This window comes from Allobosea sp. 10L422 (assembly GCF_056395345.1).
Genome location: NZ_JBFTJI010000003.1, coordinates 144,083 through 168,166, shown reverse-complemented (window position 1 = coordinate 168,166; position 24,084 = coordinate 144,083). Strand labels below are relative to the sequence as shown.

The window sequence follows — 24,084 nt, the reverse complement described above, 5'->3', positions numbered from 1 at the left end:
CACATGGACATATGCCTGTCGTCGCCTAGTCTGAGGCGCCGGCCCGTGCGGCATAGCGCTTCCGAGGGCCCGTGCGCAACGGAGACCGAGCCTTGACCGAACCCTGCGATCTCAGCGCCGTCGACGCGCGTGCCCTCATCGGCGCCAAGAAATTGTCCGCCCGTGAACTGCTCGAAAGCTGCATCCGTCGCATGGATGCGGTCGATCCGGCCGTGAATGCGATGGTGGCGCGCGACGACGAGGCGGCGCGCAAGGCGGCGGCCGCCGCGGACGAGGCGACGGCGCGCGGCGGCAAGCTCGGCGCGCTGCACGGCCTGCCCGTCGGCATCAAGGATCTGGAGAACGTCGCGGGCCTGCGCACCACCTATGGCAGCGCGCTCTATCGTGATTTCGTGCCGAAGGAGGACCAGCTGATCGTTGCCTCGGTGCGCAAGGCCGGCGCGATCATCGCCGGCAAGACCAACACGCCGGAATGGGGCGCGGGCGCCAATACGCGCAACGCCGTCTACGGCGCGACCGGCAACCCCTTCGATCCCTCGAAGAGCGCAGCCGGCTCCTCCGGCGGCTCGGGCGTCGCACTGGCGACGGGGATGGTGCCGATCGCGACCGGCTCCGACACGGGCGGATCGCTGCGCAATCCGGCGGCCTTCAACGGCGTCGTCGGGTTCCGACCGACGCCGGGGCTGGTGCCGAGCGAGAAGCGGCCCCTCGGTTGGAACCCGCTGCCCGTGCTTGGGCCGATGGCACGCAACGTGCCGGATCTGTGCCTGCTGCTCTCGACCATGGTCTCCGACAACGGCGCCGACCCGCTGGCGACGACGATCCGTGGCAAGACGGTGCGGCGCCCCGAGGATTTTGCCCGGCCCGACGCCATCGATCTCGCCTCGCTCAAGGTCGCGCTGACGCCAGATTTCGGCTTCGCGCCGACCGAGCGCCTGATCCGCGAGAGCTTCGCGGAGAAGACCGGCGCCTTCAGCCATCTCTTCCATGCGGCCGAGGAGGCGACGCCGGACTGCGACGGCTCCGACGAGGTCTTCGAGATCCTGCGGGCGGTCAACTTCCTCGCCAGCCATCTCGACAAGGTGCGCGACACGCCCGAGATGGTCGGGCCGAATGTCCGCGCCAATGTCGAGGAGGGGCTGGCCTATTCCGCCCTCGACGTGACCAGGGCGATGAAGCAGCAGACGGTGATCTATCATCATTGGCAGCGCTTCTTCGAGCGCTACGACGTCATCCTCTCGCCCGCGGTGACGCTGAGCCCGCGGCCCTGGACGGAGCTCTTCCCGGCTGAGATCGACGGCAAGCCGACGCGGACCTATTTTCATTGGCTCGCGCTCGCCTATGCCGTCACCAATGTGGGCCATCCGGCGATCTCGCTGCCGGTCGGGCTCGATCGCAACGGCATGCCCTTCGGCCTCCAGATCGTCGGGCCGCGCGGCGGCGATGCCAAGGTTCTGGCGGTGGCGGCCGCCCTGGAAGCGGCCCTTGCCGGCGACGCGCTGACGGCGCGGCCGGTCCCGGATCTCGCCAGGCTCGCCAAGGCGCGGCCGATCAGCGAGAGCCCGAATTTCATGGGGTTTGCCTGAGCAGGACCGCGCAGACATCACCAATCAAAAAAGGGGAGAACACAATGAAACGTCGCGATTTTCTCACCGGAACGGCGGCTCTCGCCATTGCCGGCCCGAGCCTGATACGCACTGCTGCCGCGCAGAGCGCCGCGGTTCTCAAGTTCGTGCCTCAGGCGAACCTGACAGCGCTCGACCCGATCTGGACGACGGCGACCGTGACCAACAACCACGGTTATTACGTCTTCGACACGCTCTATGGCGGCGATGAGGACCTGAAGCCGCAGCCGCAGATGGCCGAGGGGCATGAGGTCTCGGCCGACGGCAAGACCTGGCGCATCCGCCTGCGCGAGGGCCTCGCGTTCCATGACGGCGCGCCGGTGAAGCCGGCCGACTGCATCCAGAGCATGAAGCGCTGGTGCCAGCGCGATCCCTACGGGCAGTTGCTCGCCAAGGTGGTCGAAGCCTGGAACGCACCGGACGAGCGCACCATCGAGATCAAGCTGACCCGGCCCTTCCCGATGATGCTCGACCTGCTCTCGAAAGCGGACAATCCGCCCTTCATCATGCCGGAACGTCTGGCGCAGACCGACGCGACCAAGCAGGTGGCGGAGATGACCGGCTCCGGCCCCTACAAGTTCGTCGCCGGCGAATTCGTCACCGGCAGCCGCGCGGTCTATGAGAAGTTCGACGGCTACAAGCCGCGCAGCGAACCGCCGAGCCGCAATGCCGGCGGCAAGGTCGCGAACTTCAAGCGGATCGAATGGCACATCCTGCCCGACCCGGCGACGGCAGCGGCGGCGCTGACCACCGGCGAAGTCGACTGGTGGGAGCGCCCGCTCGCCGACCTGCAGCCGATGCTGGCCCAGAGCCCCGACATCAAGCGCGAGGTCATCGACAAGGCCGGCCGCGGCGCCATCATCCGGCTCAACCATCTCCAGCCCCCCTTCAACAATCCGAAGGTGCGTGCCGCCGTCCGCATGGCGGTGAAGCAGGAGGATTACATGCGCGCCGCCCAGGGCGACGACACCTCGATGTGGCAGGTCTGCCGCAATCTCTGGTGGCGTGGCACGCCGTACTATACCGGCGAGCAGGAAGACCTGATGCCGGGCAGCATCGAGAAGGCCAAGGCCGCCCTCAAGGAATCCGGCTACAAGGGCGAGAAGGTCGTCATCATCAACCCGACCGACTTCCCCGATATCGGCCCTCTCGGAGAAGTGACCTACGAGCTGCTCAAGCAGCTCGGGATGAATGTCGAGATGGCGGCGAGCGACTGGGGCACGGTGATCCAGCGCCGCAACAGCCGCGAGCCTGTCGAGAAGGGCGGGTGGAGCATCTTCCACACCACCGGCTCGGCCGTCGGTTGGGGCAATCCGGCGCTGTCCAACCTGGTGCGCGGCCAGGGTGAGAAGGGCTGGTTCGGCTGGTGGACGAGCGACAAGGCCGAGGGCCTGGCCGAGCAATGGCTCTACGCGCCCGACGAGGCCGCCCAGAAGAAGGTGGCTGCCGAACTCGGCCGGCTGGCGCTGGAGGAATGCGCGACCATCCCGCTCGGCCAGTTCGTGATCCGCACGGCCTATCGCAAGAACCTGACCGGCATGCTGCCGGGCTCGGCGCCCTATCCCTGGGGGCTGAAGCGGGTCTGAGACTGCCCGTCAACGCTGCTGCGGCGGTCGACTGACGGCGTTTTCTGCGCTTCCGGTGCTCGCGTACTGATGTACGCTCCGCTCCGGTTCTCGAAAACACCGCCATTCGACTCCCCGCAGCGCGTCGCCAAACAATCTCCACGGGGTTGATTGCAGGGAGCGGGAGTAATCCCGCCCCCTAATCTTCCGATGAGTGCCGGGCAGCGACAGCGGCAGACCACGGCGAGGCGGCGTCGCTCGACCCCTCCGCGCCGTCGCGGTCGACACGGATGAAGTTCGGGCAGGCGAAGTTGATCGGCATGACAGCGTGTTCGGCCAGCGTCGTCGGGCCAACCTGTTCCAGAGCGGCCAGCGCCTCGGCCGGCAGCCGCAGATCGGCAGTGGCGGAATCCGGGCCGGAGACGTCGATGCGCGGCTGATGCGCCGTTTCCTCGGTCCCCATGCCGAAATCGAGCTGCCAAGCCAGGGTCTGGTAGACGCTGGCGAGGATGCGCCGCCCGCCCGAGGAGCCGGCCGCCAGGCGCGGCCAGCCGCCATCCCGCGGCGTCACCACGACCGGGCACATGTTGCAGAGCGGGCGAGCGCCGGGAGCGATCGCGTTGGCGCTGCCCGGCCGCGGATCGAACCACATCATGCCGTTGTTCATCAGCACGCCGGTCGAGGGCAGCACGACGCGGCTGCCCATCGAGGAAAGCAGGGTGGTGGTGACGGTGACGAGATTGCCTTCGCCATCGACCACGGTGAGGTGGGTGGTACAGGTGTCGCCGGGCTCCTTCGCAGCGGTCGCGGCGCCGAGGCCGTCGAGGCGTTCGCGATAGGCCTGCCGCATAACGCGCGAAAGCTGGGCGAACCAACTGGCCGTGGGACCTTCGCCGTCGATCGGCGCATCGGTCATGCCGGCGATGACGCGCTCCAGCGTCGGAGCGGCAGTGAGGCCGCCGGCGGTGTGGACGAGGTGGCTGCCGCGCCAGTCGATCGTCGGCGCGGGACGCAGCTGTGCGACGCAGCCGGCGAGATCCTGTTCGTCCACGACGCCGCCAGCCGCTGCGATATCGGCCGCAAGACGGCGGGCGACGTCGCCACGGTAGAAGTCGTCGAGGCCGGCCTCGGCCAGCCGCTCGAGCGTGCCGGGCAGCCGGCCCAGGGTCATGAAACCGGGCGTGCCCTGGTAGGGCGGCACGGGCGGCAGACCGCCGGGCAGATAGATTCGCGCGCTCTCCTCATAGAGCCGCAGGACCGAAGCCGAGGAGGCGATCTTGAGCGTGGTGTACCAATCGGCCGGCAGGCCGCGCTTGGCGAGCGCGATGGCCGGTGCGAGGATGTCCGCGAGCGGCAGCTTTGAGCCGAAGGCTTCCTTGAGCTTCGCATAGCCCGCGACGGAGGAGGGCGTGACGAAGGAGAGGGGGCCGTGGATGTTGCGGTCGCCGACGACCTCGGGCCAGGTGAAGAGGTCCTTCTTCATCTCGCCCGTAAGCGGGTAATCGGCAGGATCGGCGCGGCGCGGCGCGACCGGCCCGAAATCGACGACCTGCGCCCGGCTATCGCCTGCCTTCAACACGACAGCGAAGCCGATGCCGCCGAGCCCGCTGTTCCAGGGCTCGACCGCGGCCAACGCGAAGCAGGCGGCGACTGCGGCGTCGGCGGCGTTGCCGCCTTGCTCCAGGATCGCGGTTCCCGCTTCGGCGGCCTCGCGGCTCTGCGAGACGACGATACCGTGCTTGCCGCGGGCGGCAGGCTTGGTCAGAAGCCAGTTCTGGCTGCGATAGGGGCGGGCGGCTGCGGCCATGCTGGCGACCTCGGGCGATTGCAGAGGCCGCCATACTGCATAGGGCTCACGGCAACGTCGAATGCGTCGTCGCGGCCGGAGAGCCGCGCCGCGCGCAGGACGGATGCCGTCAGAACACGTTGGGGTAGATGTAGCGGACGATTACGCTCTGAATGAAGTAGATGATCAGCAGCAGAATGATCGGCGAGATATCGATGCCGCCGAGATTGGGCAGCATGTTGCGGATCGGGCGCAGGGCCGGTTCGGTGACGCGATAGAGCGAATCCCAGACGGTGGAGACGAACTGGTTGCGCGTGTTGATGACATTGAAGGCGATCAGCCAGCTCAGCACCGCCGAGGCGATCAGAAGCCACACATAGATCTGCAGAGCGAGCAGAACCACGTCTAGAACGGCGCGCATCGATCTTCCCTTTTAGCCTGACTGGAGAGGGTTCGCGGAATATCCCCTGCTCGCGCCAAATCAGATGGCGGAAGTGATTGACATCCACGCGGCGCACGGCCTAGAAGGCCAGCGCCTTGGGGCTGTAGCTCAGATGGGAGAGCGCTGCAATCGCACTGCAGAGGTCAGGGGTTCGAATCCCCTCAGCTCCACCAAGGCCACCCTTAAAAACAACTTGGCAGATTCAACGGCTTAGTTGAGGCCACGGCTTCGTCTTGCTCCTGGCGATGCCCTGGGCGTGCCAAAAGATCGCGATGAGCCCCGGAGCCTACCGGGGATCGCCCCTTCGCCGGCAGCCGCAGCCCGCAGCCACTGGCCAGGGACTGCGTCATAGCCTGCTTGCCTTCAGCGAGGCCAGGCTGGCCGTTCAGGATTTCGGTCCAACGCCGATGATGCGGCGTTTCCGCGTTTCGCGCGCATCTGCCTTGGATGTTCGCTGCGGAGGGCTGCGCCACGACGCTCGTCGGCGAAAAGCGGCTGGACTTAACCTCCCTCAGGCACTCCTCTCAGCCGGCGGCCGCCATGGCCGCCGCGGCGACCAGACGTTAGACTGAGGTCGGCCATGCAATCGGACGAGGCCTAATTGATGCGAATGCGCCGTCGCAGCGGCGTCAGAGAACAGGGTCGTATCTCGTGGACCGCTTCGATGCCATGCAGATCCTGCTCGCGGTGGTCGACGCCGGCAGCTTGTCGGCGGGCAGCCGCAAGCTGAACGCGCCGTTGCCGAGCGTCAGCCGCAAAGTCGCAGAGCTCGAGCGCCATCTCGGCACGCGCCTTCTCGTCCGGACAAGCCGCAACATCCAGCTCACCGACGCAGGCCGGGACTATGTCGATGCGGCGCGGCAGATCATGGCGCAGATCGAGGATGCGGAACTCCGCGCCTCAGGTGAATATGACAAGCCCCGAGGCGTCCTGACGATCACGGTGCCGATCGCATTCGGGCACGATCATGTGCTGCCGCTCGCCTATGACTTCCTGTGCGAGCACCCGGAGATCGCGCTGAACGTGCTGTCCGTCGATCGTGTCGTGAGCCTCGTCGACGAGCATGTCGACATCGGCATCCGGCTCGGCGAGCTCGCCGATAGTTCGCTTCATGCGGTGAAGGTCGGCGCGTTCGGCTTCGTGACCTGCGCCAGCCCGGCCTATCTGGCGCGCAAGGGCCACCCGTCAAGCCCGGAGGAACTCGATGGTCATGACGGCGTCGTTTTCGGGCAGATTGTCGAGCCGGGCTGGATCTACCAGCAAGACGGCCAGAGGCTTGAAGGCAAGCCGAACATCCGGATGCGCGCGAACACGGCGGCGGCGACCGTCACGGCCGCCCTGCATGGGGTCGGCATCATCCGCGCCCCGCAATATCAGGTCGCCAGGCAAGTGCAGTCGGGCGCCCTGGTCGCCCTGTTCGAGACTTATGAGAGCCAGTCTTTCCCGGTACACCTCATCTATGCCCGCCAGGGGCTGTTGCCGCTGAAAGTGCGCGTGTTCATCGACTGGATGGCGCCACGGCTGAGACGTGCCTTGAAGGATCTCGCGGCATGCGGCACCGCGGAGGACCAGGCGCGGGAATAGTAGCTTTCCATCGGCATCGGCCGGCGCATATCGGCCCCTGAGAGCCTGCCTATCGATTTGACCGTCTGCAGGCGAACCGAGGTCTCCACTAGGTATCGGGCACCCCCGAATACCGGAACAGGAGACTTCAACATGTCTGCCAAGACTCTCTTCGCCGCCCATGTCCACACCGTCGGAGGCCGCGAGGGCTGGGCCAAGAGCTCGGACGGCCAGCTCGACGTCAAGCTGTCGGTGCCCGGCTCCAACCGGCCCGGCACCAATCCCGAGCAGCTCTTCGCGGCCGGCTGGTCCGCCTGCTTTGAAGGCGCGCTCGGGCATGCAGCCAGGGAGCTGGGCGTCAGGCTTCCGCCCGAGACCGCGGTCGATGCCGAGGTGAAGCTCTCGCTCGACGACGCAGAGGGCTACTTCCTGGCTGCCCGGTTGAACGTCACCATCCCCGGCCTTGCCGAGGACGTGGCACAGCAGCTCGTCGACCGCGCCCATGCGACCTGCCCGTATTCGAAGATGACCCGCAACGGAATCGACGCGAGCGTCGCGCTCGCGGTCGCTGCGTAGGCCAAGCCAGGGTTCGCGGCCCCCGACGAATTCCGCCTCCGACGCGTCAGGGGCGGAAGAGGGCCACGACCCGATTTTCCGCATTCGCCAATCTGAAAGGGCCGGGCCATGAGCCAGCACCAGACGGTTTTCGCAATCGAGAGGCCGCTTCCCGCGGGCGAAGCCGCGCCCGGCATGAAGATGCCGCAGGAGCCGGTTCCCCCGGCGCACACCGCACCGGACGAGACACCGCAGCCGGCCCGCAAGCGCCGGCTGCGGCCGCTGCTGTTCGCGGGCGTCGCGCTCGCCGCCCTGGCGGGCGCGGTCGATTTCGGCTGGCGCTACTGGACGACGGGACGCTTCGAGGTCTCCACTGACGATGCCTATGTGAAGGCCGACAGCACGACGATCGCACCGAAGATCTCCGGCTATGTCGCGGCCGTGCTGGTACGCGACAACGAGGCGGTGCGGGCCGGGCAACTCCTCGCCCGCATCGACGACCGCGACTTCAAGGTCAGCCTGGCTCAGGCCAGCGCGCAGGTCGAGGCCGCACAAGCCAACATCGCCAACAAGCACGCCGCGCTCACCGCCCAGTTCTCCGCAATCGACGCCGCGAAGGCGACGCTGGAAGCCGACAAGGCCACCCAGACCTTCGCCGAGCAGGACGACCAGCGCTACGCCCAATTGGCGAAGACCGGCTACGGCAGCATCCAGAACACGCAGCTCGCGACTTCGCGCATCGGCGTGGCCCGTGCGGCGGTGACGCGCGACATGGCAGCCCTCGCCAGCGCGACCACCCAGCTCGACGTGATCAAGGCCGAGCTCGCCCAGGCACAGGCGGCACTCGCCAGCGCCAGGGCCGCGCAGGATCAGGCGGAGCTGAACCTGTCCTACACGGCGCTCGTCGCGCCGGTCGACGGCGTCGTCGGCAACCGCACCTTGCGCGTCGGCCAATATGTCCAGGCAGGGACGCAGCTCATGGCCGTCGTGCCGACGGAGGCCGCCTATATCGTGGCCAATTACAAGGAGACGCAACTCGCCGGGGTCCAGGCCGGACAGAAGGTGACGATCGCAATCGACACTTTCCCCGGCCGGGTCTTCCAGGGCCATGTCGACAGCCTCTCGCCCGCCAGCGGCCAGGAATTTGCGCTGCTGCCGCCCGACAACGCCACCGGCAATTTCACGAAGGTGGTGCAGCGCATCCCCGTGAAGATCGTGCTCGACCACGCAGGAGCGCTGCCGGTCGTGCTGCGAACGGGCATGTCTGTCTATCCGACGATCGACACGAGGTCCGCGGCAACCAAGGCGGCAACGGCTTCAATGAGCATCGAGTGAGTGCGTCCAGACGCCCGTCTTCCCAGCCGGGACACGGCAGGAGGGAATGATGTCTACCCTGACACCGACGATTTCACCCGCCACTCACGATACCGCTACGGCAGCAGCCCCGCCCGAGAAGGCCAGCTCCGCCGCCTGGATCGCGGTGGGCGCCGGCATGATCGGCGCCTTCATGGCGATCCTCAACATCCAGATCACCAATGCCTCGCTTCTCGACATCGAAGGGGGCATCGGTACCGGCGTCGATAACGGCGCCTGGATCTCGACCTCCTATCTCATCGGCGAGATCGTGGTGATCCCGCTCACCGACTATCTGAGCCGCGTCTTTTCGTTCCGCCGCTACATCCTGGCCAACGCCATCCTGTTCCCGATCTTTTCGGCAGCCTGCGCCTTCGCCCATGATCTCGGCACGATGATCGTGCTGCGCGGCCTGCAGGGTTTTGCGGGCGGCGTGCTGATCCCGATGGCCTTCACCATGGTGCTGACCAAGCTGCCCAAGCCGCAGCAGCCTTTCGGGCTCGCGCTCTTCGCGCTGTCGGTCACCTTCGCGCCCGCGATCGGCCCGACCATCGGCGGCTACCTGACCGAGAACTATGGCTGGCAGTCGATATTCTTCGTCAATGCGCCGCCGAGCATCGCCATGGCCGTCGCGCTCTTCTTCACGCTGGAGAAGAAGCCGATGCAGCTCGCTTTGCTCCGCGAGGGCGATTGGGTGGGCATCGTTACCATGGCGATCGGTCTCTCGGCGCTGCAGACCGTGCTCGAGGAAGGCAATAAGGACGATTGGTTCCAGTCCCCCTTCATCGTCAAGCTAGCGGTCATCGCGGCGATCTTCCTGGCCGCCTTCATCGTCATCGAACTGACCGTCGCGAAGCCCCTGGTGCAGCTTCGCCTCCTGAAGCAGCGCAATTTCGGCATCGGCGTTTTGGTCAATGTGCTGGTCGGCGTCGCGCTCTTCGGCACCGTCTACATCCTGCCGCAGTATCTCGGCCAGGTGCAGCGCTACAATGCCCAGCAGATCGGCCTCGTGCTGGCTTGGACCGGCCTGCCGCAACTGCTCATCATCCCGCTCGTCCCGCTCCTGATGAAGCGGTTCGGCGCGCGCCAGGTCGGCTTCGTCGGTATCAGCATCTTTGCTGCAAGCTGCTTCATGAACGTCACCCTGTCGCTCGACAGTGCCGGCGATCAGTTTTTCGTGCCCAATATCGTGCGCGCCGTCGGTCAGGCGCTGGTGCTGACGCCGATCACGCTCATCACCACCGCGGGCATCGCGCCCGGCGAGGCGGCCGCGGCGTCAGGCCTCTCGAACATGCTGCGCAATCTCGGCGGCGCGGTCGGCACGGCGACGCTGGGAACCGTGCTCAGCAAGCGCGAGCAGTTTCACTCCAACATCATCGGCCAGTCCGTCACGCTCTATCGCGAGGAGGTGCGCGACAGGATCGACCATCTGACGCAGTATTTCGTGGCGCATGGCGTGAGCGATATCGCGCTCGCTAAGCAGAAGGCGATTGCCGCGATCGGCGCGAGCGTGCACCGCCAGGCGCTCATTCTCGGCTTCAGCGACACCTTCGCGGTGATCGGCGTGGTGCTCGCGCTGGCGGCCGTCGCGCTGCTTTTCACGCGGAAGGTCGATCTCGGCGGCGGAGGCGGGGGCGCGCATTGACCGCCCTGCGGCGGGCCGGCGAAAGCGGCTGTTCAGCCCGCCGGCCTGCGATACACAACCAGTCGGGCGGTGAGGATCTGCAGAACCTCGCCGCGCTGGTTGAGCGTCCTGCTGACGATGGTGGCGATGCCGCGATCGGGGCGCGAACGGGAGGGGACGACGTTTTTCACCTCGCTTTCGACATGGAGGATGTCGCCCGGCCGCGTCGGAGCCGGCCATTGGATCTCCCCGCCGGCGCCGATGATGCCATTGGCGAGCGGCAGGCCCGACTCGACATTCAGCCGCATGGTGATCGCGGCGGTGTGCCAGCCGCTGGCCGCGAGGCCGCCGAACAGCGTCTTCTCGGCGGCCTGCCCGTCGAGATGGAAGGGCTGGGGATCGAACGCCCTAGCGAAGGCCTTGATCTGCTCCTCGTCGAGCGCATGGGAAGCGCTGACGAAGGTCTGTCCGGGTTCGAGATCGTCGAGATAGAACTGCTTCACGTCGCGCCCTCCCTTGCCATGTCGCCCGTCCAAAGGCCGCAGCGCTGCCGGCCCCGCACCCGGCAGGCAGCTTGCGTCAGCATACGGGCAATCACCAGCGCGACGCACCTTGCGGGCCGCCGCGCCGGAAAATGGATGAGGCGCCCGCTCAGGCGAGGTAGCCGGAGACGCCGTCCCACAAGAGCTTCAAGGCCGTCACGGCCAGCAGAGCATAACAGGCGCGGTAGACCTGGCGCTGATCCAATGCGTCATGCAGCCGCCAGCCCGACCACACGCCCGCGGGGATGGCGAACAGACAGATCGCCATCAGCATCCAGGTGCCGGCCGCCGGCTGCACCAGCAGCAGCCACGGCACCAGCTTGGTGGCGTTCCCGACAGTGAAGAACAAACTCGTCGTGCCAGCATAGATCTCCTTGGTCAGGCCGAGAGGCAGCAGATACATCGCCAAAGGCGGACCGCCCGAATGCGCCACCATCGTGGTGACGCCGGAGGTGAGGCCGGCGGCGATCGCCTTGGGCGTGGAGCGAGGCTGGTGCGTGACTTCTGCGCCCCGCAGGAGCCAAAGCCCGACGAAGACCAGCGTGATCACGGCCATCATGATCGCGATGGCCCGATGATCGAGGGCGCGGAACAGCAGATAGCCGAATCCGACGCCGGTCACGAGTCCCGGCAGGAGCAGCCTGAGATCCGGCCTCGACCAGGTCGAGGGCTTCCAGTACCGCAACGCGTAAAGGTCCATCGCGATGAACAGGGGCGCAAGCAGGCCGCCTGCGGTGACCGGATCCATCACCGTCGACAGGAGCGGAATGCCGACGATGGCGAAGCCGCCACCGAAGGCGCCTCTCATGAAGCTGATCAGGAAAACGCCGGCAAAGGCGACCAGGATGGTGGCGAGCGTCAGTTCCATGTCGCAGCCTCCGCATCGGTCGCGCGTCGGCGAGCGCCGACGCACACATTCCGGGACATGAGGAAGGGCATCGTCACCTCCGCGGCCAATCGGGAATGGAGATGTCGAGTCCGTGGATCGCAGGCTCGATCTGGCCGCGGGTGAGGCCGATGTCGAGCAGCTCGGAGTCGCTGAACTCACGAAGCCGCGCGAGGGCCTCGCGACGGGCGAAATAGCCTGCGATGCCGCGGCGGCAGACCTCGAACAGCCGGAAAGCGCGGCCTGGGCCGTCGGTCACGTCAGGCCGGGCGATCGCGGAAATGAGCATAGCCATGTCCAATCTCCTGCTCATTGCTCCGGGCAAAGCGGCCCCGCGCGCCCAGGCGCCCGGATCGGGCCGCCCGCACATCGATCGGCGAGATCAACGCCGCTTCCCGGTGCAATCTGTTGATGCGGAGAGAATGATCCGATGATATAGTCGGAGCAATCGAAACATTGCTCTCGGTGCAATAATGTCGAGACTGGATTATGTGAAGCTTGCCGACACGATCGCCGCGGAAATCGCGGAAGGGCGGCTCAGGCCGGGCGATCGCCTGCCGCCGCAGCGCAGCTTCGCCTATGACCGCAACATCGCGGTCTCGACAGCGAGTCGGGTCTATGGCGAGCTGCTGCGCCGCGGGCTCGTGGTCGGCGAAGTCGGCAGAGGGACGTTCATCTCGGGCGAGGCCAGGCGCGGCGTGACTGCGCCGGGCGAGCCGCGCGGCATCCGGATCGATCTCGAATTCAACTATCCGCTGCTTTCCGACCAGACCGCGCTCATCGCGAAAAGCCTGACCGGCCTCGACCAGCCGGCAGCTCTCGATGCCGCCCTGAAGCAGGGCACCAGCATCGGAAGCCCGGCGGCTCGGAGAATCGCAGCGAGCTATCTCTCGCAGGCCGGCTGGGCCCCATCCGCCGAAGAATTCGTCTTCACCGGCAATGGGCGCCAGGCCATTGCCGCCGCGCTCGCCGCGACCGTGCCGACAGGCGGACGCTGCGGCGTGGAGGCGCTGACCTACCCGTTCATCAAGGGAGCCGCCGCCCGACTCGGCATTTCGCTGGTGCCGCTGGCCATGGACGATGGCGGCGTCCGGCCCGATGCCGTGGAGAAGGCACATCGCGAGGCCCATCTCTCGGCCATCTACATCCAGCCGGCGGTCCAGAACCCGCTGGGCATGACGATGAGCGCATTGCGTCGCGCCGATCTCCTGCGTGTCGTCGAAAAGCTCGGCCTCACGGTCATCGAGGACCATGTCTACGGCTTCCTCGACGACGAGCCGCCGCTCGCGGCGCTCGCGCCGGAATCCTGCATCGTCCTCGACAGCCTGTCGAAGAAGGTCGCGCCGGGCCTGACGCTGGGCTTCGTCGTGCCGCCGCCACGTCTACGGGAGAGCGTGATCGCCGCCGTGCGCTCGGGCGGCTGGACGGCATCGGGCTTCGCATTTGCGGCCACGCAACGGATGATGTCCGATGGCACGGCCGCCGAGCTTGTCAGGCTGAAGCGCAGCGATGCGCGGGCGCGTCAAAAACTGGCGGCCGAGCGTCTCTCGGACTTCGCGATCCAAGCCAACGAGAAATGCTATCATCTGTGGCTGACACTGCCGCCACATTGGCGCTCGCAGAGTTTCGTCGTCGCCGCAGCCCGGCGCGACATCGCGCTGACCCCCTCGACCACTTTCGCGGTCACGCCCGGCCACGCGCCGAATGCCGTCAGGCTGGCGCTGGCGGCACCGGCGATGGATCAGCTCGATAGCGGTCTGCGGACGCTCGCGGCGATGCTGAACGCGAGGGAGGACGACTTCTACGCAACGGAATGAGGCAGCCTCGCCATTGCTCTCACCTCGCCAGCAGGCAAGGGCCTCGATGACATCGAGGCCCTTCGTCGCGGGCAGAAGCGTCAGGCCGCAGCCCGGTAACGAGGCGCAGGTTCGGCTGTCGACAGCTTGCCGAGCATCGCCTGCCGGGCGGCTTCGTAGGCATCGAAGAGACGGCCGTCCTGAAGGGAGGGGATGCTGGCGAATTCGCCGCGATCGAGCCCGACGAGCGCCGCATCGACGAGGTCTTCGCTGCGCATCACGATCGCGCTCGGCAAATGCTCGACCGGCCGCCCGGCGATCGCCCAGAAATCGGTGGCGGTGGCGCCCGGCAGCACGACCTGGATGGTGACGCCGGTCCCCGCGAGTTCGTGCCGCAGGTTCTGGCTGAAGGCGAGGACGAAGGCCTTGCTGCCACCATAGACGCCGTTCAGGACCTCCGGGTTGATGGCGACGATCGAGGCGATGTTGATGATCGCCCCCGCGCCGCGCGCGACGAATTGCGGGACCACGGCATAGGTCAGGCGGGTGAGGGCGGTGACGTTAAGCGCGATCAGCGACGTCATCTGGTCGATGTCGGATTCAAGCAGCGTCAACGCCCCGCCGAGACCCGCATTGTTGACGAGGAGAGTGACGTCGGGGGTTTCGCGAAGGAAGGCCTCGACGCGGGCGAGGTCCGAAGCGTCCGCCAGATCGGCGGGCAGGACATCCACCTTGCGGCCGGTCCTGGCGCCGATCCGCTTGGCGACGTCGGCGAGCCTGTCGGCGCTGCGCGCGACCAGAACGAGATCGTACCCGCGCTCGGCGAGCCGATCGGCATAGACCGCCCCGATGCCGCTCGATGCGCCGGTCACCACCGCTGTTCCCATGGTATCTGACATTCTCATATCTCCCGCGTTGATCCACGAGGCGTCATGCTCTCGCGCCATCCGCTGATGGAAGAGATTAGGGTTGGCGGATGTCGTGCGGCAGCGATTCAGATTGAAAACCTGCCTCTCAAAACGAGAGGGTTGAGGCAGAGCGATCGGTGCGATTGCGCCTGACCTGTCCGATGGAGCGGGCGGCCTTCGGTTTCCTGCATGATTGGTTTTTGGGTGGTGGCGCGATGGCGGCCGGTTCGCTCGGGCTGCATGCCATCACGCCCCTGTGAACGTCCGGCGCGGCGGGCGCGGGAATAAACGGGCTTCTCGTCCGGTCTTCTCAGCATCCGCCATCGGCGGCATCGCAGGAGGCCGACATGACCCATGACCACGACAGCAATGGCGAACCGACTGACCGCCGTCATGCCCTCGAATGCATGATCTGGGCGGGCACTGGGATCCTTTGGACGGTTTCGGGCGGTGTGCCCGTGTCGCTCGGCCTGCTCGGCGAAGCCGAGGCGGCCGAAGGCGCGTCCGCAGGTTTCACGTTCCTGCAAATCTCGGACAGCCATATCGGCTTCGACAAGGCCGCCAACCCGCATGCCGTCGACACATTGAAGGAAGCGATCGGCAAGGTGCGGGCACTGCCCGAGAAGCCGTCCTTCATGATCCACACCGGGGACATCACTCATCTGTCCACGGCTTCGCAGTTCGACACCGCCGCGCAGATCATCGGCGGCTCGGGGTTCGACATGCACTATGTGCCCGGCGAGCATGACGTCATCGACGAGGGGACCGGCCGCGCCTATCTCGACCGCTATGGCAAGGGCACCAGGGGCGCCGGCTGGTATTCCTTCGACCAGAATGGCGTGCATTTCGTCGGCCTGGTCAATGTCGTGAACCTCAAGGCCGGAGGACTCGGCAATCTCGGCGCTGAGCAACTGGCCTGGCTGGCAGACGACCTGAAGGCCGTCAGCGCCTCCACGCCCGTCGTCGTCTTCGCGCATATTCCGCTCTGGGCGGTTTATCCGGAATGGGGCTGGGGCACCGACGATGCGGCGCAGGCCCTCGCCCTGCTCAAGCGCTTCGGCTCGGTGACCGTGCTCAACGGCCAYATCCACCAGATCATGCAGAAGGTGGAGGGCAACGTTACATTCCACACCGCCCTCTCGACCGCCTTCCCGCAGCCGGCGCCCGGAACCGCGCCATCGCCCGGGCCGATGACTGTGCCTCCGGGCCAACTGCGCAATCTCCTCGGCATCACCAATGTCGCGGTGAAGCGGGGCAAGGAGGAACTCGCGATCATCGACAGCACGCTCGCCGGAAGCTGAGCCCCGTGGCGCATCACAAAAGGACGACTGCCATGATCCGCACAGGCCTTGCTCCTCGACAGCTCGCCTGCTTCGCGCTTGTCGGCCTCGGCGTCATCGCCATGGCGCAGACCCCGCTCCGGGGCGCGGAAGCCTCACAGGTCAAGATCGAGAACTTCACCTTTGCGCCCAAGGCCCTCTCGGTGAAGGTCGGAACGGTCGTGACCTTCGAGAACGACGACGACATTCCCCATCTCGTCGTCGCGAACGATGGTTCGTTTCGTTCCAAGGCGCTCGACACAGGCGATTCCTACGCCTTCACTTTCACGAAATCGGGCGAATATCCCTATTTCTGTGCGCTTCACCCGCATATGCAGGGTAGCATCACCGTCACACCCTAGGAGTGCTCGGGCGAGCCGTACCCGGAGAACCGGACGATGCCGCGGTGTTGAGTGACAAAGCCTCGGCGGAACGCTTTGGCGAGGTGGTCCTGCCCCATCTCGCCGACGCCCTGGCGCTCGCCCGCTGGCTGACCGGCAATGTCGATGACGCCGAGGATGTGGTGCAGGAGGCCTGCCTGAAGGCGCATAAGGGGCTCACAGGCTATGCGGGCGGCAATGCGCGAGCCTGGCTGCTGACGATCGTGCGCAACGAGTCCTATGCCTGGCTTGCGCGAAACCACCCGCGCCGCATCGTCGCCGTCGGCGATCTGGCCGATCTCGATGCCCTTGGGGCCTGCGCCGATACAGGGGCCGATACGCCGGAAGCGACCTTGATCGCCAAGGCGGACGCTGCGGCGCTGGAGGCGGCGGTCACGCTGCTGCCGCATCCCTTTCGCGAGGTTGTCGTGCTGCGGGACATCAACGACCTCAGCTATCGAGAGATTGCGGCGATGCTCCATGTGCCTCTGGGCACGGTGATGTCCCGCCTGTCGCGCGCGCGTCGGCTGCTGATCTCGGAACTGGGGAGCAACCGATGAAGGGAGCCATGGAATTGCCGCTGGAACCTGCGGATCTTCGGCTGCTGCTTCACGCTCTGGTTGATGGCGAACTCGATGCAGCCACGGCCCTGGCCGTGGAGCGGCGCCTGGCAGAAGATCCGGCTCTCGCGGCGGAGCACGCCCGCATCGCCGCGGCGCAGGCCGCCATTCGCAGCCTGGCTCGGCCCGAGGTCCGCGAGGAATTCCGGGCCCGCATCGCCGCGCTTGGCGCTGGCGCCGCGCTGGCGGCACGGCCGGCACCTCCCCGCTCCGGCTCGTTCGGCTGGCGCGCGATGGCGGCGTCGGTGCTCGTCACAGCGGTTCTGGCAAGCGGGCTGACCCAATGGACGATCACACGCCGCGCGCCTGACAGGTTTGCGGAGGCGGTCGCCAGCAGCCATCGCCGCAGCCTGCTCGCCGCAAGCCCGGTGGACGTCGCCTCGTCGGACCGGCACACGGTCAAGCCATGGCTCGATGGCCGGATCGGTTTGTCGCCGGCTGCGCCGGATCTTGCGAAGGAAGGGTTTTCGCTCCTCGGGGGCCGCGTCGAAGTGATCGGGAACAGAACGGTGCCCGCTCTCGTCTACAGGCACCGGGAGCATCTGATTACACTTGTGGCCGCGCCGCAGGAAAGCGGAACCGTATCCGCGCCGGTCGCGGTCGAGCGTTCCGCCGGCGGCTTTTCGTTGCTCCGCTGGACCGACGGCGCTTTTTCCTATTGGGCGATCTCGGACACTGACCGCGCCACGCTCGAGGATTTCGTCAGCCGTTTCCGGATCGCGGCCGCGGCGGGCTGATGCTGGCGTCGTCACCCCGCGAAGGGCTCCGGTCCGGCTTCACGATCGTCAGGCGAAGTAGTCGGCCGCGATTGTCTCGTCGGGCGGCGCCGAATGAGCCTTCAACGCCCGGATGACCAGGGTCAGCACGACTGCGGTGATGAGGTTGAGCGCCAGCGTGTAGACGGCGGTATAGCCCGGGAAGACATAGCCGCCGAAGCTGAGCGGAAAAGTCGGCGTCAGATTGGCCGCGAAGGCCATGAGCGTTCCCGTGGCGATCCCGGCGATCCAGCCGATCAGGAGGGCCCAGTCGTCGAACCAGCGTGTGTAGACGCCGAGCATCACCGCCGGCAGCGTCTGGATGATCCAGATGCCGCCGAGCAGCTGCAACTGGATGGCGTATTGGGTCGGCACGAACAGAATGAAGATCAGCGCGCCCAGCTTGACGATGAGCGAGACCCATTTCGCCATTTGCGCTTCCTGCCGGTCGGTCGGGTTCCGGTTGATGAATTCCCGATGGATGTTGCGGGTATAGAGGTTGGCGGCCGCGATCGACATGATCGCTGCCGGAACCAGGGCCCCGATGCCGATGGCTGCGAAGGCGACGCCGACGAACCAGGGCGGGAAGCTGTGCAGGAACAGGGCCGGCACTGCGAAATTATTGCCGAACTCGGCGAACCCCGCCGCGTATTCGGGCATGGCGCGGACGCCGGCGGCGATCGCGAAGAAGCCGAACAGCGCCAGGAKRCCSAGCAGGAAGGAATAGGCCGGCAGCATGGCCGCGTTGCGCCGCACCGCCTTGCCACTGCTGGCGCTGAGAATGGCGGTCATGGAATGCGGGTAGAGGAACAGCGCAAGAGCCGATCCTAATGCGAGCGTCGCGTAATTGCCGTAAGCGCCGGTGGTGCCGGGGCCAGGCGTTTCGAGCAGGATCTTCGCCTCCGGCATGGCGGAAAAGATCTTGGCGAAGCCGCCGAGCTGCGTCGGGATGACGATGATCGCGGTGAAGGCGGTGACATAGATCAGGATGTCCTTGACGATCGCGATCGAGGCCGGAGCGCGCAGGCCGCTCGAATAGGTGAAGGCCGCCAGGACCAGGAAGGCGATGATCAGCGGCAGGTCCGCCGCAAAGCCGGTGCCGGAAATGCCGAGCGCGCCGATCACCACCTGGATGCCGACGAGTTGCAGCGCGATATAGGGCATGGTCGCGACGATGCCCGTAATGGTCACGGCCAGTGCCAGCCAGCGATTGCCGAAGCGGCCGCGGACGAAGTCGGCGGCGGTGATGTAGCCGTGCTTGTGGCAGACGCGCCAGAGCCTGGGAAAAACGAGGAACAGGATCGGGTAGATCACGATCGTATAGGGCACGGCGAAGAAGGCCACCGCTCCGGCGCCGAAAGCCAGCGCCGGTACGGCGATGAAGGTGTAGGCGGTGTAGAGGTCGCCGCCGACCAGGAACCAGGTGATCCAGGTTCCGAATCTGCGACCGCCGAGGCCCCATTCGTGGAGTTGGTCTAGATCTCCCTTGCGCCAGTTGGCAGCGGCGAAGCCCAGCCACGTGATGAAGCCGAACAATGCCACGAACACCGCAGTGGCGGTCCAGTTCACGTCCTGCATGACACGCTCCTGTCGGAACTCGTCGTGGTCAGGCGCAACGTCTGGTCAGGCGAGTCAATCCTTGGTCGCGAAGTAGACGATGGCTGTGAGGACGGCCCCGATCAGCACCCAGAGCATCTGGTACCAATAGAAAAACGGAACGCCGGCCCAGGTTGGTTCGATCCGGTTGTAGAAGGGCGGCCAGAGGACCGCGATGAACTGCACGATGAAGAGCAGGTACCACCAGCTCCACCCGGTCCGTCTTTCCTCGGTGCCGTTCATTCCGAGCCCTCCCGACATCATGCCTTCGGGTCAGAACCCGAATTATGCGCCTCCTGAGCGGTCTCTGGCAATGGATTTCCGAATACGCACTGCTCACCGGTTCGATACTTGTGAGAATCGGAATCGGACATTTTGCGAGCGACGAGTATTTTGCAATCACGGTTGCGTCATTTGACGAAGCGGAGCGAGGCGCCGCACCTATCTCCGCTGGATATCAGAATGCGCGGGATGCCGGGGCGCGGGGGTATCGCCGGCAAGGCTGAGCCCGCTGACGCGGACGCCATGCGGGCCGGACCGCTACGATCGAGGTCTCCGATGGCACGACATCAATCGACGAAGACGCTCCTCCTATCCCGTGCCGAGCGCTACGCCGCCGGCAAGGCCCTGCGCGGTAAGGTTCCGCGCGAGAGCCATGCGCAATGGTCGCTTCGCGACGGTGGCGAGGCGGTCTCGATTCTCGCGGAGACCGATGGCAGCCGCATTCCGGATCTGCTGCCCATTCGCTATGAGCGGATGATGCAGAATCCGTTCGCCTTTCTGCGCGGCGCCGCGGCCGTGATGGCGGCGGATCTTGCGGATCTCCCATCGGTCGGTCTGGACGTGCAGGCCTGTGGCGACTGCCATCTCATGAATTTCGGCGTCTTCGCCACGCCGGAGGAGAATATCCTTTTCGACATCAACGACTTCGACGAAACGCTGCCGGGCGTCGATTTCTCCGTTGACCTCAAGCGCCTAGCCGCCAGTGTCGCCGTAGCGGCGCTGGACGCCGGATTTTCGAAGAAGGCCGCCCGTCTCGCCGTTGCCGCGACGGCCGGGGCCTACCGCCGCCGGGTGCGCAGGCTCGCCAAGCTCGCTCCGATCGAGGCCTGGCAGGCGCGCACGGAAATCGGACAGGAATTGGAGCGGATCGACGATCCGGCGCTACGCCGGCGCGTGCAAAGCCTCCTCACCAAAGCCCGGAGCAACCCGCAGCAGGACGACAACTTCCCCCATCTGGCAGCACCGGCGGACGGCTCCTGGCGCATCGAGGATCGGCCGCCCCTGATCTACCATCTCCCCGAGGACCGCGACGGCATGCGAACGCTGCAGGCCCACAAGGTCTTCCATCATTACCGCGAAACCTTGCCGCGGGAGCGCCGCGTGCTGGTTGCGCGCTACGGTCTGCGGGATCTCGCCTTCAAGGTCGTCGGCGTCGGCAGCGTCGGCACGTTCTGCGTGGTCGGATTGTTCATGACRGCSGATGACGAGCCGWTGTTCCTGCAGGTCAAGGAGGCTCAGGCATCCGTGCTTACCCGGCTGACGAAGGGACGGAGCCCGGCGCAGCCCCATCAGGGGCAGCGCGTGGTGGAGGGCCAGCGCATGCTGCAGGCGGCGAGCGACGTGTTCCTGGGGTGGGCGGACGACACTGCCAGCGGGCGCCAGTTCTATGTCCGGCAGCTCAAGAACCGCCGGCTGGGATCGATCGCCGAAATGGTCGAGGGTCAGGCGCTGACGGCCTATGCCGAATTGTGCGGCCGGACGCTGGCGCGCGCGCATGTCCGCTCCGGCGATGCGGCAGCCATCGCAGGTTACATGGGCGGGTCCGAGATATTCGACGAGGCAGTGACCTCCTTCGCCATGGCCTATGCCACGCAGACCGCGCGGGACCATGCGGCGCTCGTTGCCGCCAAAGGCTCCGGCAAGCCGACGGAGAAACCTGCGGTCAAAGCTGGACCGAAGGCCTCCGGTGTCGGTCGCGCCGGACGCGCAACTCGCCATGCGGAGACGCGGACATCCGGCAGGCACTGACCGAAGGAGCGGCCTCGCTCCGGGCGCGGGCGATCATTTGCTGCCGAGCGCATCGCGGGCGCCGTCCCCGAGCAGATTGACGGCGAGGATGAGCAGGCACAGCCCGGTACCGGGAAGCGCGATCAACCAGGGATCGAACAGGATGTTCTCGCGCCCTTCTGCGGAGTTGGCGAAACGCGGTCCAATAGCTCGCCGCGGCGAGAGAGTTGCACTATGCCGAGAGCGACCAGGGAGACAGGCGCTTGAGCGGCAAGAAGCCAAAACTGCATCATCTGAACTGGAATCTGCTGCACAGCTTCCTCGTGATCGTCGAGGAACGGAGCCTCACGCGCGCCGCCGACCGGCTGCTCGTGCGCCAGCCGACGGTCTCCGCCGCCCTGCAGAGGCTGGAGGAGACGCTCGGCGGACAGCTGATCCAGCGCGACAGCCGGCGCTTCGTGCTGACCAAGCGTGGCGAACTGCTCTACAAGGAATGTGTCGACATCTATCGCAGCGTCGCGCGCATCGGCGACCGGCTGTCCGAAGACCATGACGACCTGACCGGGCTGGTGCGGCTGCTGGTCGTGACCCATGTCGTGCTGTCGCCGCTCGACCGGACGCTGACGCAGCTCAACCGCAAGCACCCGGGCGTCAGCCTGCGCATCGACGTGGCCAACAGCCAGGACATCATTCGCGCCGTGTCGCAAAAGCTCAGCCCCTTCGGCTTCTGCCTGCTTGCCAAGCCGCTGGCCGGGCTCGATTGCCGCCCGCTGCTGCGCGAGGAATTCGGCATCCTCTGCGGCCGGGGCCACCCGCTGTTCGGGCTTTCCGACGTAACGCTGGCGGAATTGCGCGATGAGCCCTTCGTCGCGCTCGCCTGCGGGCAGGACGGAGCGCTGGAGCCTATGGTCTCCGTGCGGGAGGGGGCCGGCCTCGGGAGCCGCGTCGTCGGCTCAAGCCCCAATCTCGAGGAGGTCACCCGTATGATCGCCGCCGGCATGGGCATCGGCATTCTGCCGCTGGCCTCGGTGGAGGAGGCTCTGGCGAACCGCGTTTTGTGGAATCTCGCGAGAGCCGAGGATCTTCTGGGCGCCGATCTCTATTTCGTTTCCAACCCCGCCATGCAGCTCAGTGCCGCGGAAGCAGCGTTCCTGCGCCTGTTCGAGCAGCAGCTCGCCGCGATGGACGAGGAGCTGGCGGCGGAGACGGCCGAGGTCGCGTTCAGCGATCCGCCCGCGCTACCACAGCATTGAGCAGCACGTTGAGGCCGGGTTCGAGGTCCTCGCGCGTGCAGAGCTCGGCATTGTTGTGGGTGATGCCACCCTTGCAGGGCGCGAAGATCATCGTCGTCGGAGCATGGCGCGCGACGAAATAGGCGTCGTGCCCAGCCTGGCTGAGGATGTCCTGCGTGCGGTAGCCCAGCGCCAGAGAGGTCTCGCGGACGCTGTCGATCAGCTCCTGTGCGAAGATCCTGCCGCCCCATTTCCAGATATCGAGGATTTCGGCCGTGCAGCCGGCGCGGGCGGCGGACTCGCCGACGGCGCGGCGGACGCGCTCGGCCATGACCTCGGAGGTTTCCGGATCGGGATGGCGGACGTCGCAGACGGCCTGCGCCCAGTCGGAGAGGATGCCCGGCTTGTTCGGCCAGGCGACGAGCCTTGCCGCAGTGGCCTTGCCGCCGCCGCCGGCATAGGCCCAGCCGATCTCGTCCGTCTCGACCAGAAGGCGTGCGCCGGCGAGAAGCGCATTGCGCCGCCGCTCCATCGGCCAGGGGCCGGTATGGGCGGTCTCGCCCTTGAATTCCACCAGCATGCCGGTGCTCGGGAAGCCGCCGGTCACGACGCCGACCTGCATGCCGTCGCGGTCGAGATAGTAGCCTTGCTCGATATGGAACTCGAAATAGGCATCGAAGGCCTGCGGCTGGGCCTCCATCTCGCCGCGATAGCCGATCCGCTCCAACTCTTCGCCGATCGACTTGCCGTCATCGTCGCGGCGCCCCTGCGCCCAGTCCAATGCGTAAGCGCCCACGAAGCAGCCGGAGCCGACCATCGGCGGCGAGAAGCGGGCGCCTTCCTCATTCGTCCAGTTGACGATCTCCATCGGCCTGCGCGTGCGGTGGCCGAGCGCATCCAGCGTCCGGCAGACCTCCAGCCCGCCGAGAACACCGGCGATGCCGTCGAAGCGGCCACCATTGATCTGCGTGTCGAGATGGCTGCCCATTACGACGGGCGGGAGGGTGTCGTCGGTTCCGGCGCGGCGCGCGAAAATATTGCCCATGCCATCGACGCGAATCGCGAGACCCGCCTCGCGGCACCAGGCGACGAACTGGTCGCGCATCTGCTTGTCCGCATCGCCGAGGGCGAGGCGCGACAGGCCGCCGGGGCGGCCGGGGCCGATCTCGGCGGAGCGTTCGATCGTGCTCCAGAAGCGCTCGATATCGATGCGAAGCTTGTCGGTGCCGGGCATGGCGATCTCCTCGCCCGCCGCGACGGCGGAGGCGAACAACGGGATGAAGCGCCGTGGCATCCGGATCTGACGGCCGCCGGCAACGGCACAAGGATTCAGCGATACGGCCGTGCGGGCAAATAGATATTGCCTATGCTTGCCATTGGGTGCCGACCGAGATGACCTAAGCGCCCGCTTGCGGGATCATTCGAAGCCGGTTTTTGGCAGCTCCGTTGCCGCAGCTTCGCGTTGGAGGCCGGTGAAGCCATCGGAGCCTGACCCATCGAAAATGCCCATGCCCCCCGTTGCCAGAA

At 66.5% G+C, this 24,084-nt stretch carries 23 protein-coding genes and 1 tRNA gene; 15 read left to right on the top strand and 9 right to left on the bottom strand.

What is annotated here, in order from left to right; genetic code table 11:
* Positions 1-92 precede the first annotated feature (92 nt).
* Positions 93-1,586, top strand: a complete 1,494-nt coding sequence (locus AC1DEZ_RS09005; RefSeq protein WP_476779490.1) for an amidase — start codon at positions 93-95, stop codon at positions 1,584-1,586.
* 44 nt (positions 1,587-1,630) lie between these two features.
* Positions 1,631-3,211, top strand: coding sequence for an ABC transporter substrate-binding protein (locus tag AC1DEZ_RS09000; protein ID WP_476779489.1), 1,581 nt, complete (start codon positions 1,631-1,633; stop codon positions 3,209-3,211).
* 178 nt (positions 3,212-3,389) lie between these two features.
* Here the strand turns inward: AC1DEZ_RS09000 and AC1DEZ_RS08995 are convergent, their stop codons facing one another.
* Positions 3,390-4,997 carry a gamma-glutamyltransferase gene (locus tag AC1DEZ_RS08995; RefSeq protein WP_476779488.1) on the bottom strand — a complete coding sequence of 536 codons (1,608 nt, stop codon included), beginning with the start codon at positions 4,995-4,997 and terminating at the stop codon, positions 3,390-3,392.
* 109 nt (positions 4,998-5,106) lie between these two features.
* On the bottom strand, positions 5,107-5,397 hold the full coding sequence (locus AC1DEZ_RS08990) for a YggT family protein (RefSeq protein WP_441511741.1): 291 nt from the start codon (positions 5,395-5,397) through the stop codon (positions 5,107-5,109).
* A 118-nt stretch (positions 5,398-5,515) separates the two neighbouring features.
* Between AC1DEZ_RS08990 and AC1DEZ_RS08985 the strand changes: the two genes are divergently transcribed.
* The 5 genes from AC1DEZ_RS08985 to AC1DEZ_RS08965 all read left to right on the top strand — a co-directional run bounded on the left by AC1DEZ_RS08985 (position 5,516) and on the right by AC1DEZ_RS08965 (position 10,534).
* Positions 5,516-5,591 (top strand) — tRNA-Ala (locus tag AC1DEZ_RS08985).
* Positions 5,592-6,069: 478 nt separating this feature from the next.
* Entirely contained in the window at positions 6,070-7,002 is a 933-nt protein-coding gene (locus AC1DEZ_RS08980; protein ID WP_476779487.1) for a LysR family transcriptional regulator, read from the top strand.
* 132 nt (positions 7,003-7,134) lie between these two features.
* Positions 7,135-7,557 carry an organic hydroperoxide resistance protein gene (locus tag AC1DEZ_RS08975; protein ID WP_441511743.1) on the top strand — a complete coding sequence of 141 codons (423 nt, stop codon included), beginning with the start codon at positions 7,135-7,137 and terminating at the stop codon, positions 7,555-7,557.
* A gap of 108 nt (positions 7,558-7,665) precedes the next feature.
* Complete coding sequence (locus AC1DEZ_RS08970; protein ID WP_476779486.1) at positions 7,666-8,871, top strand: HlyD family secretion protein; 1,206 nt, start codon at positions 7,666-7,668, stop codon at positions 8,869-8,871.
* A gap of 49 nt (positions 8,872-8,920) precedes the next feature.
* Complete coding sequence (locus tag AC1DEZ_RS08965; protein WP_476779485.1) at positions 8,921-10,534, top strand: DHA2 family efflux MFS transporter permease subunit; 1,614 nt, start codon at positions 8,921-8,923, stop codon at positions 10,532-10,534.
* A 32-nt stretch (positions 10,535-10,566) separates the two neighbouring features.
* On the opposite strand, the gene AC1DEZ_RS08960 is transcribed toward AC1DEZ_RS08965, so the two are convergent.
* The 3 genes from AC1DEZ_RS08960 to AC1DEZ_RS08950 all read right to left on the bottom strand — a co-directional run bounded on the left by AC1DEZ_RS08960 (position 10,567) and on the right by AC1DEZ_RS08950 (position 12,236).
* Entirely contained in the window at positions 10,567-11,016 is a 450-nt protein-coding gene (locus AC1DEZ_RS08960) for a MaoC family dehydratase (RefSeq protein ID WP_476779484.1), read from the bottom strand.
* A gap of 148 nt (positions 11,017-11,164) precedes the next feature.
* Positions 11,165-11,923 carry a sulfite exporter TauE/SafE family protein gene (locus AC1DEZ_RS08955; protein WP_476779483.1) on the bottom strand — a complete coding sequence of 253 codons (759 nt, stop codon included), beginning with the start codon at positions 11,921-11,923 and terminating at the stop codon, positions 11,165-11,167.
* Between the two features lie 73 nt (positions 11,924-11,996).
* Positions 11,997-12,236 (bottom strand): YjiS-like domain-containing protein, encoded by a 240-nt coding sequence (locus tag AC1DEZ_RS08950; RefSeq protein WP_476779482.1) that lies wholly within the window; start codon positions 12,234-12,236, stop codon positions 11,997-11,999.
* Between the two features lie 178 nt (positions 12,237-12,414).
* Between AC1DEZ_RS08950 and AC1DEZ_RS08945 the strand changes: the two genes are divergently transcribed.
* Positions 12,415-13,758 (top strand): aminotransferase-like domain-containing protein, encoded by a 1,344-nt coding sequence (locus AC1DEZ_RS08945; protein WP_476779481.1) that lies wholly within the window; start codon positions 12,415-12,417, stop codon positions 13,756-13,758.
* 80 nt (positions 13,759-13,838) lie between these two features.
* On the opposite strand, the gene AC1DEZ_RS08940 is transcribed toward AC1DEZ_RS08945, so the two are convergent.
* A complete protein-coding gene (locus tag AC1DEZ_RS08940) occupies positions 13,839-14,636 on the bottom strand; it encodes an SDR family NAD(P)-dependent oxidoreductase (RefSeq protein WP_476779480.1) in 798 nt (265 codons plus the stop codon).
* Between the two features lie 146 nt (positions 14,637-14,782).
* On the opposite strand from AC1DEZ_RS08940, the gene AC1DEZ_RS08935 reads away from it, so the two are divergent.
* From AC1DEZ_RS08935 to AC1DEZ_RS08915, 5 genes are all read left to right on the top strand, one after another.
* Positions 14,783-14,905 (top strand): hypothetical protein, encoded by a 123-nt coding sequence (locus tag AC1DEZ_RS08935; protein ID WP_476779479.1) that lies wholly within the window; start codon positions 14,783-14,785, stop codon positions 14,903-14,905.
* Between the two features lie 87 nt (positions 14,906-14,992).
* The gene (locus tag AC1DEZ_RS08930; RefSeq protein WP_476779478.1) at positions 14,993-15,946 is read left to right on the top strand and encodes a metallophosphoesterase family protein; all 954 of its coding nucleotides are present in this window, start codon (positions 14,993-14,995) and stop codon (positions 15,944-15,946) included.
* A gap of 32 nt (positions 15,947-15,978) precedes the next feature.
* Positions 15,979-16,326, top strand: coding sequence for a cupredoxin domain-containing protein (locus AC1DEZ_RS08925; protein WP_441511752.1), 348 nt, complete (start codon positions 15,979-15,981; stop codon positions 16,324-16,326).
* A gap of 47 nt (positions 16,327-16,373) precedes the next feature.
* On the top strand, positions 16,374-16,904 hold the full coding sequence (locus tag AC1DEZ_RS08920; protein WP_476779667.1) for a sigma-70 family RNA polymerase sigma factor: 531 nt from the start codon (positions 16,374-16,376) through the stop codon (positions 16,902-16,904).
* On the top strand, positions 16,901-17,701 hold the full coding sequence (locus AC1DEZ_RS08915) for an anti-sigma factor family protein (RefSeq protein ID WP_476779477.1): 801 nt from the start codon (positions 16,901-16,903) through the stop codon (positions 17,699-17,701). The genes AC1DEZ_RS08920 and AC1DEZ_RS08915 overlap by 4 nt, the downstream gene beginning before the upstream one ends.
* Before the next feature lie 48 nt (positions 17,702-17,749).
* On the opposite strand, the gene mctP is transcribed toward AC1DEZ_RS08915, so the two are convergent.
* Complete coding sequence (gene mctP, locus AC1DEZ_RS08910; protein ID WP_476779476.1) at positions 17,750-19,297, bottom strand: monocarboxylate uptake permease MctP; 1,548 nt, start codon at positions 19,295-19,297, stop codon at positions 17,750-17,752.
* 54 nt (positions 19,298-19,351) lie between these two features.
* Positions 19,352-19,558, bottom strand: a complete 207-nt coding sequence (locus AC1DEZ_RS08905) for a DUF3311 domain-containing protein (RefSeq protein WP_441511755.1) — start codon at positions 19,556-19,558, stop codon at positions 19,352-19,354.
* A 315-nt stretch (positions 19,559-19,873) separates the two neighbouring features.
* Between AC1DEZ_RS08905 and AC1DEZ_RS08900 the strand changes: the two genes are divergently transcribed.
* On the top strand, positions 19,874-21,346 hold the full coding sequence (locus AC1DEZ_RS08900; protein WP_476779475.1) for a DUF2252 domain-containing protein: 1,473 nt from the start codon (positions 19,874-19,876) through the stop codon (positions 21,344-21,346).
* A gap of 242 nt (positions 21,347-21,588) precedes the next feature.
* Positions 21,589-22,578, top strand: coding sequence for a LysR family transcriptional regulator (locus AC1DEZ_RS08895; RefSeq protein WP_476779474.1), 990 nt, complete (start codon positions 21,589-21,591; stop codon positions 22,576-22,578).
* Here AC1DEZ_RS08895 and AC1DEZ_RS08890 read toward each other — a convergent pair.
* Positions 22,547-23,791, bottom strand: coding sequence for a Zn-dependent hydrolase (locus AC1DEZ_RS08890; protein WP_476779666.1), 1,245 nt, complete (start codon positions 23,789-23,791; stop codon positions 22,547-22,549). The two genes, AC1DEZ_RS08895 and AC1DEZ_RS08890, sit on opposite strands and share 32 nt — an antisense overlap.
* Positions 23,792-24,084 lie beyond the last annotated feature (293 nt).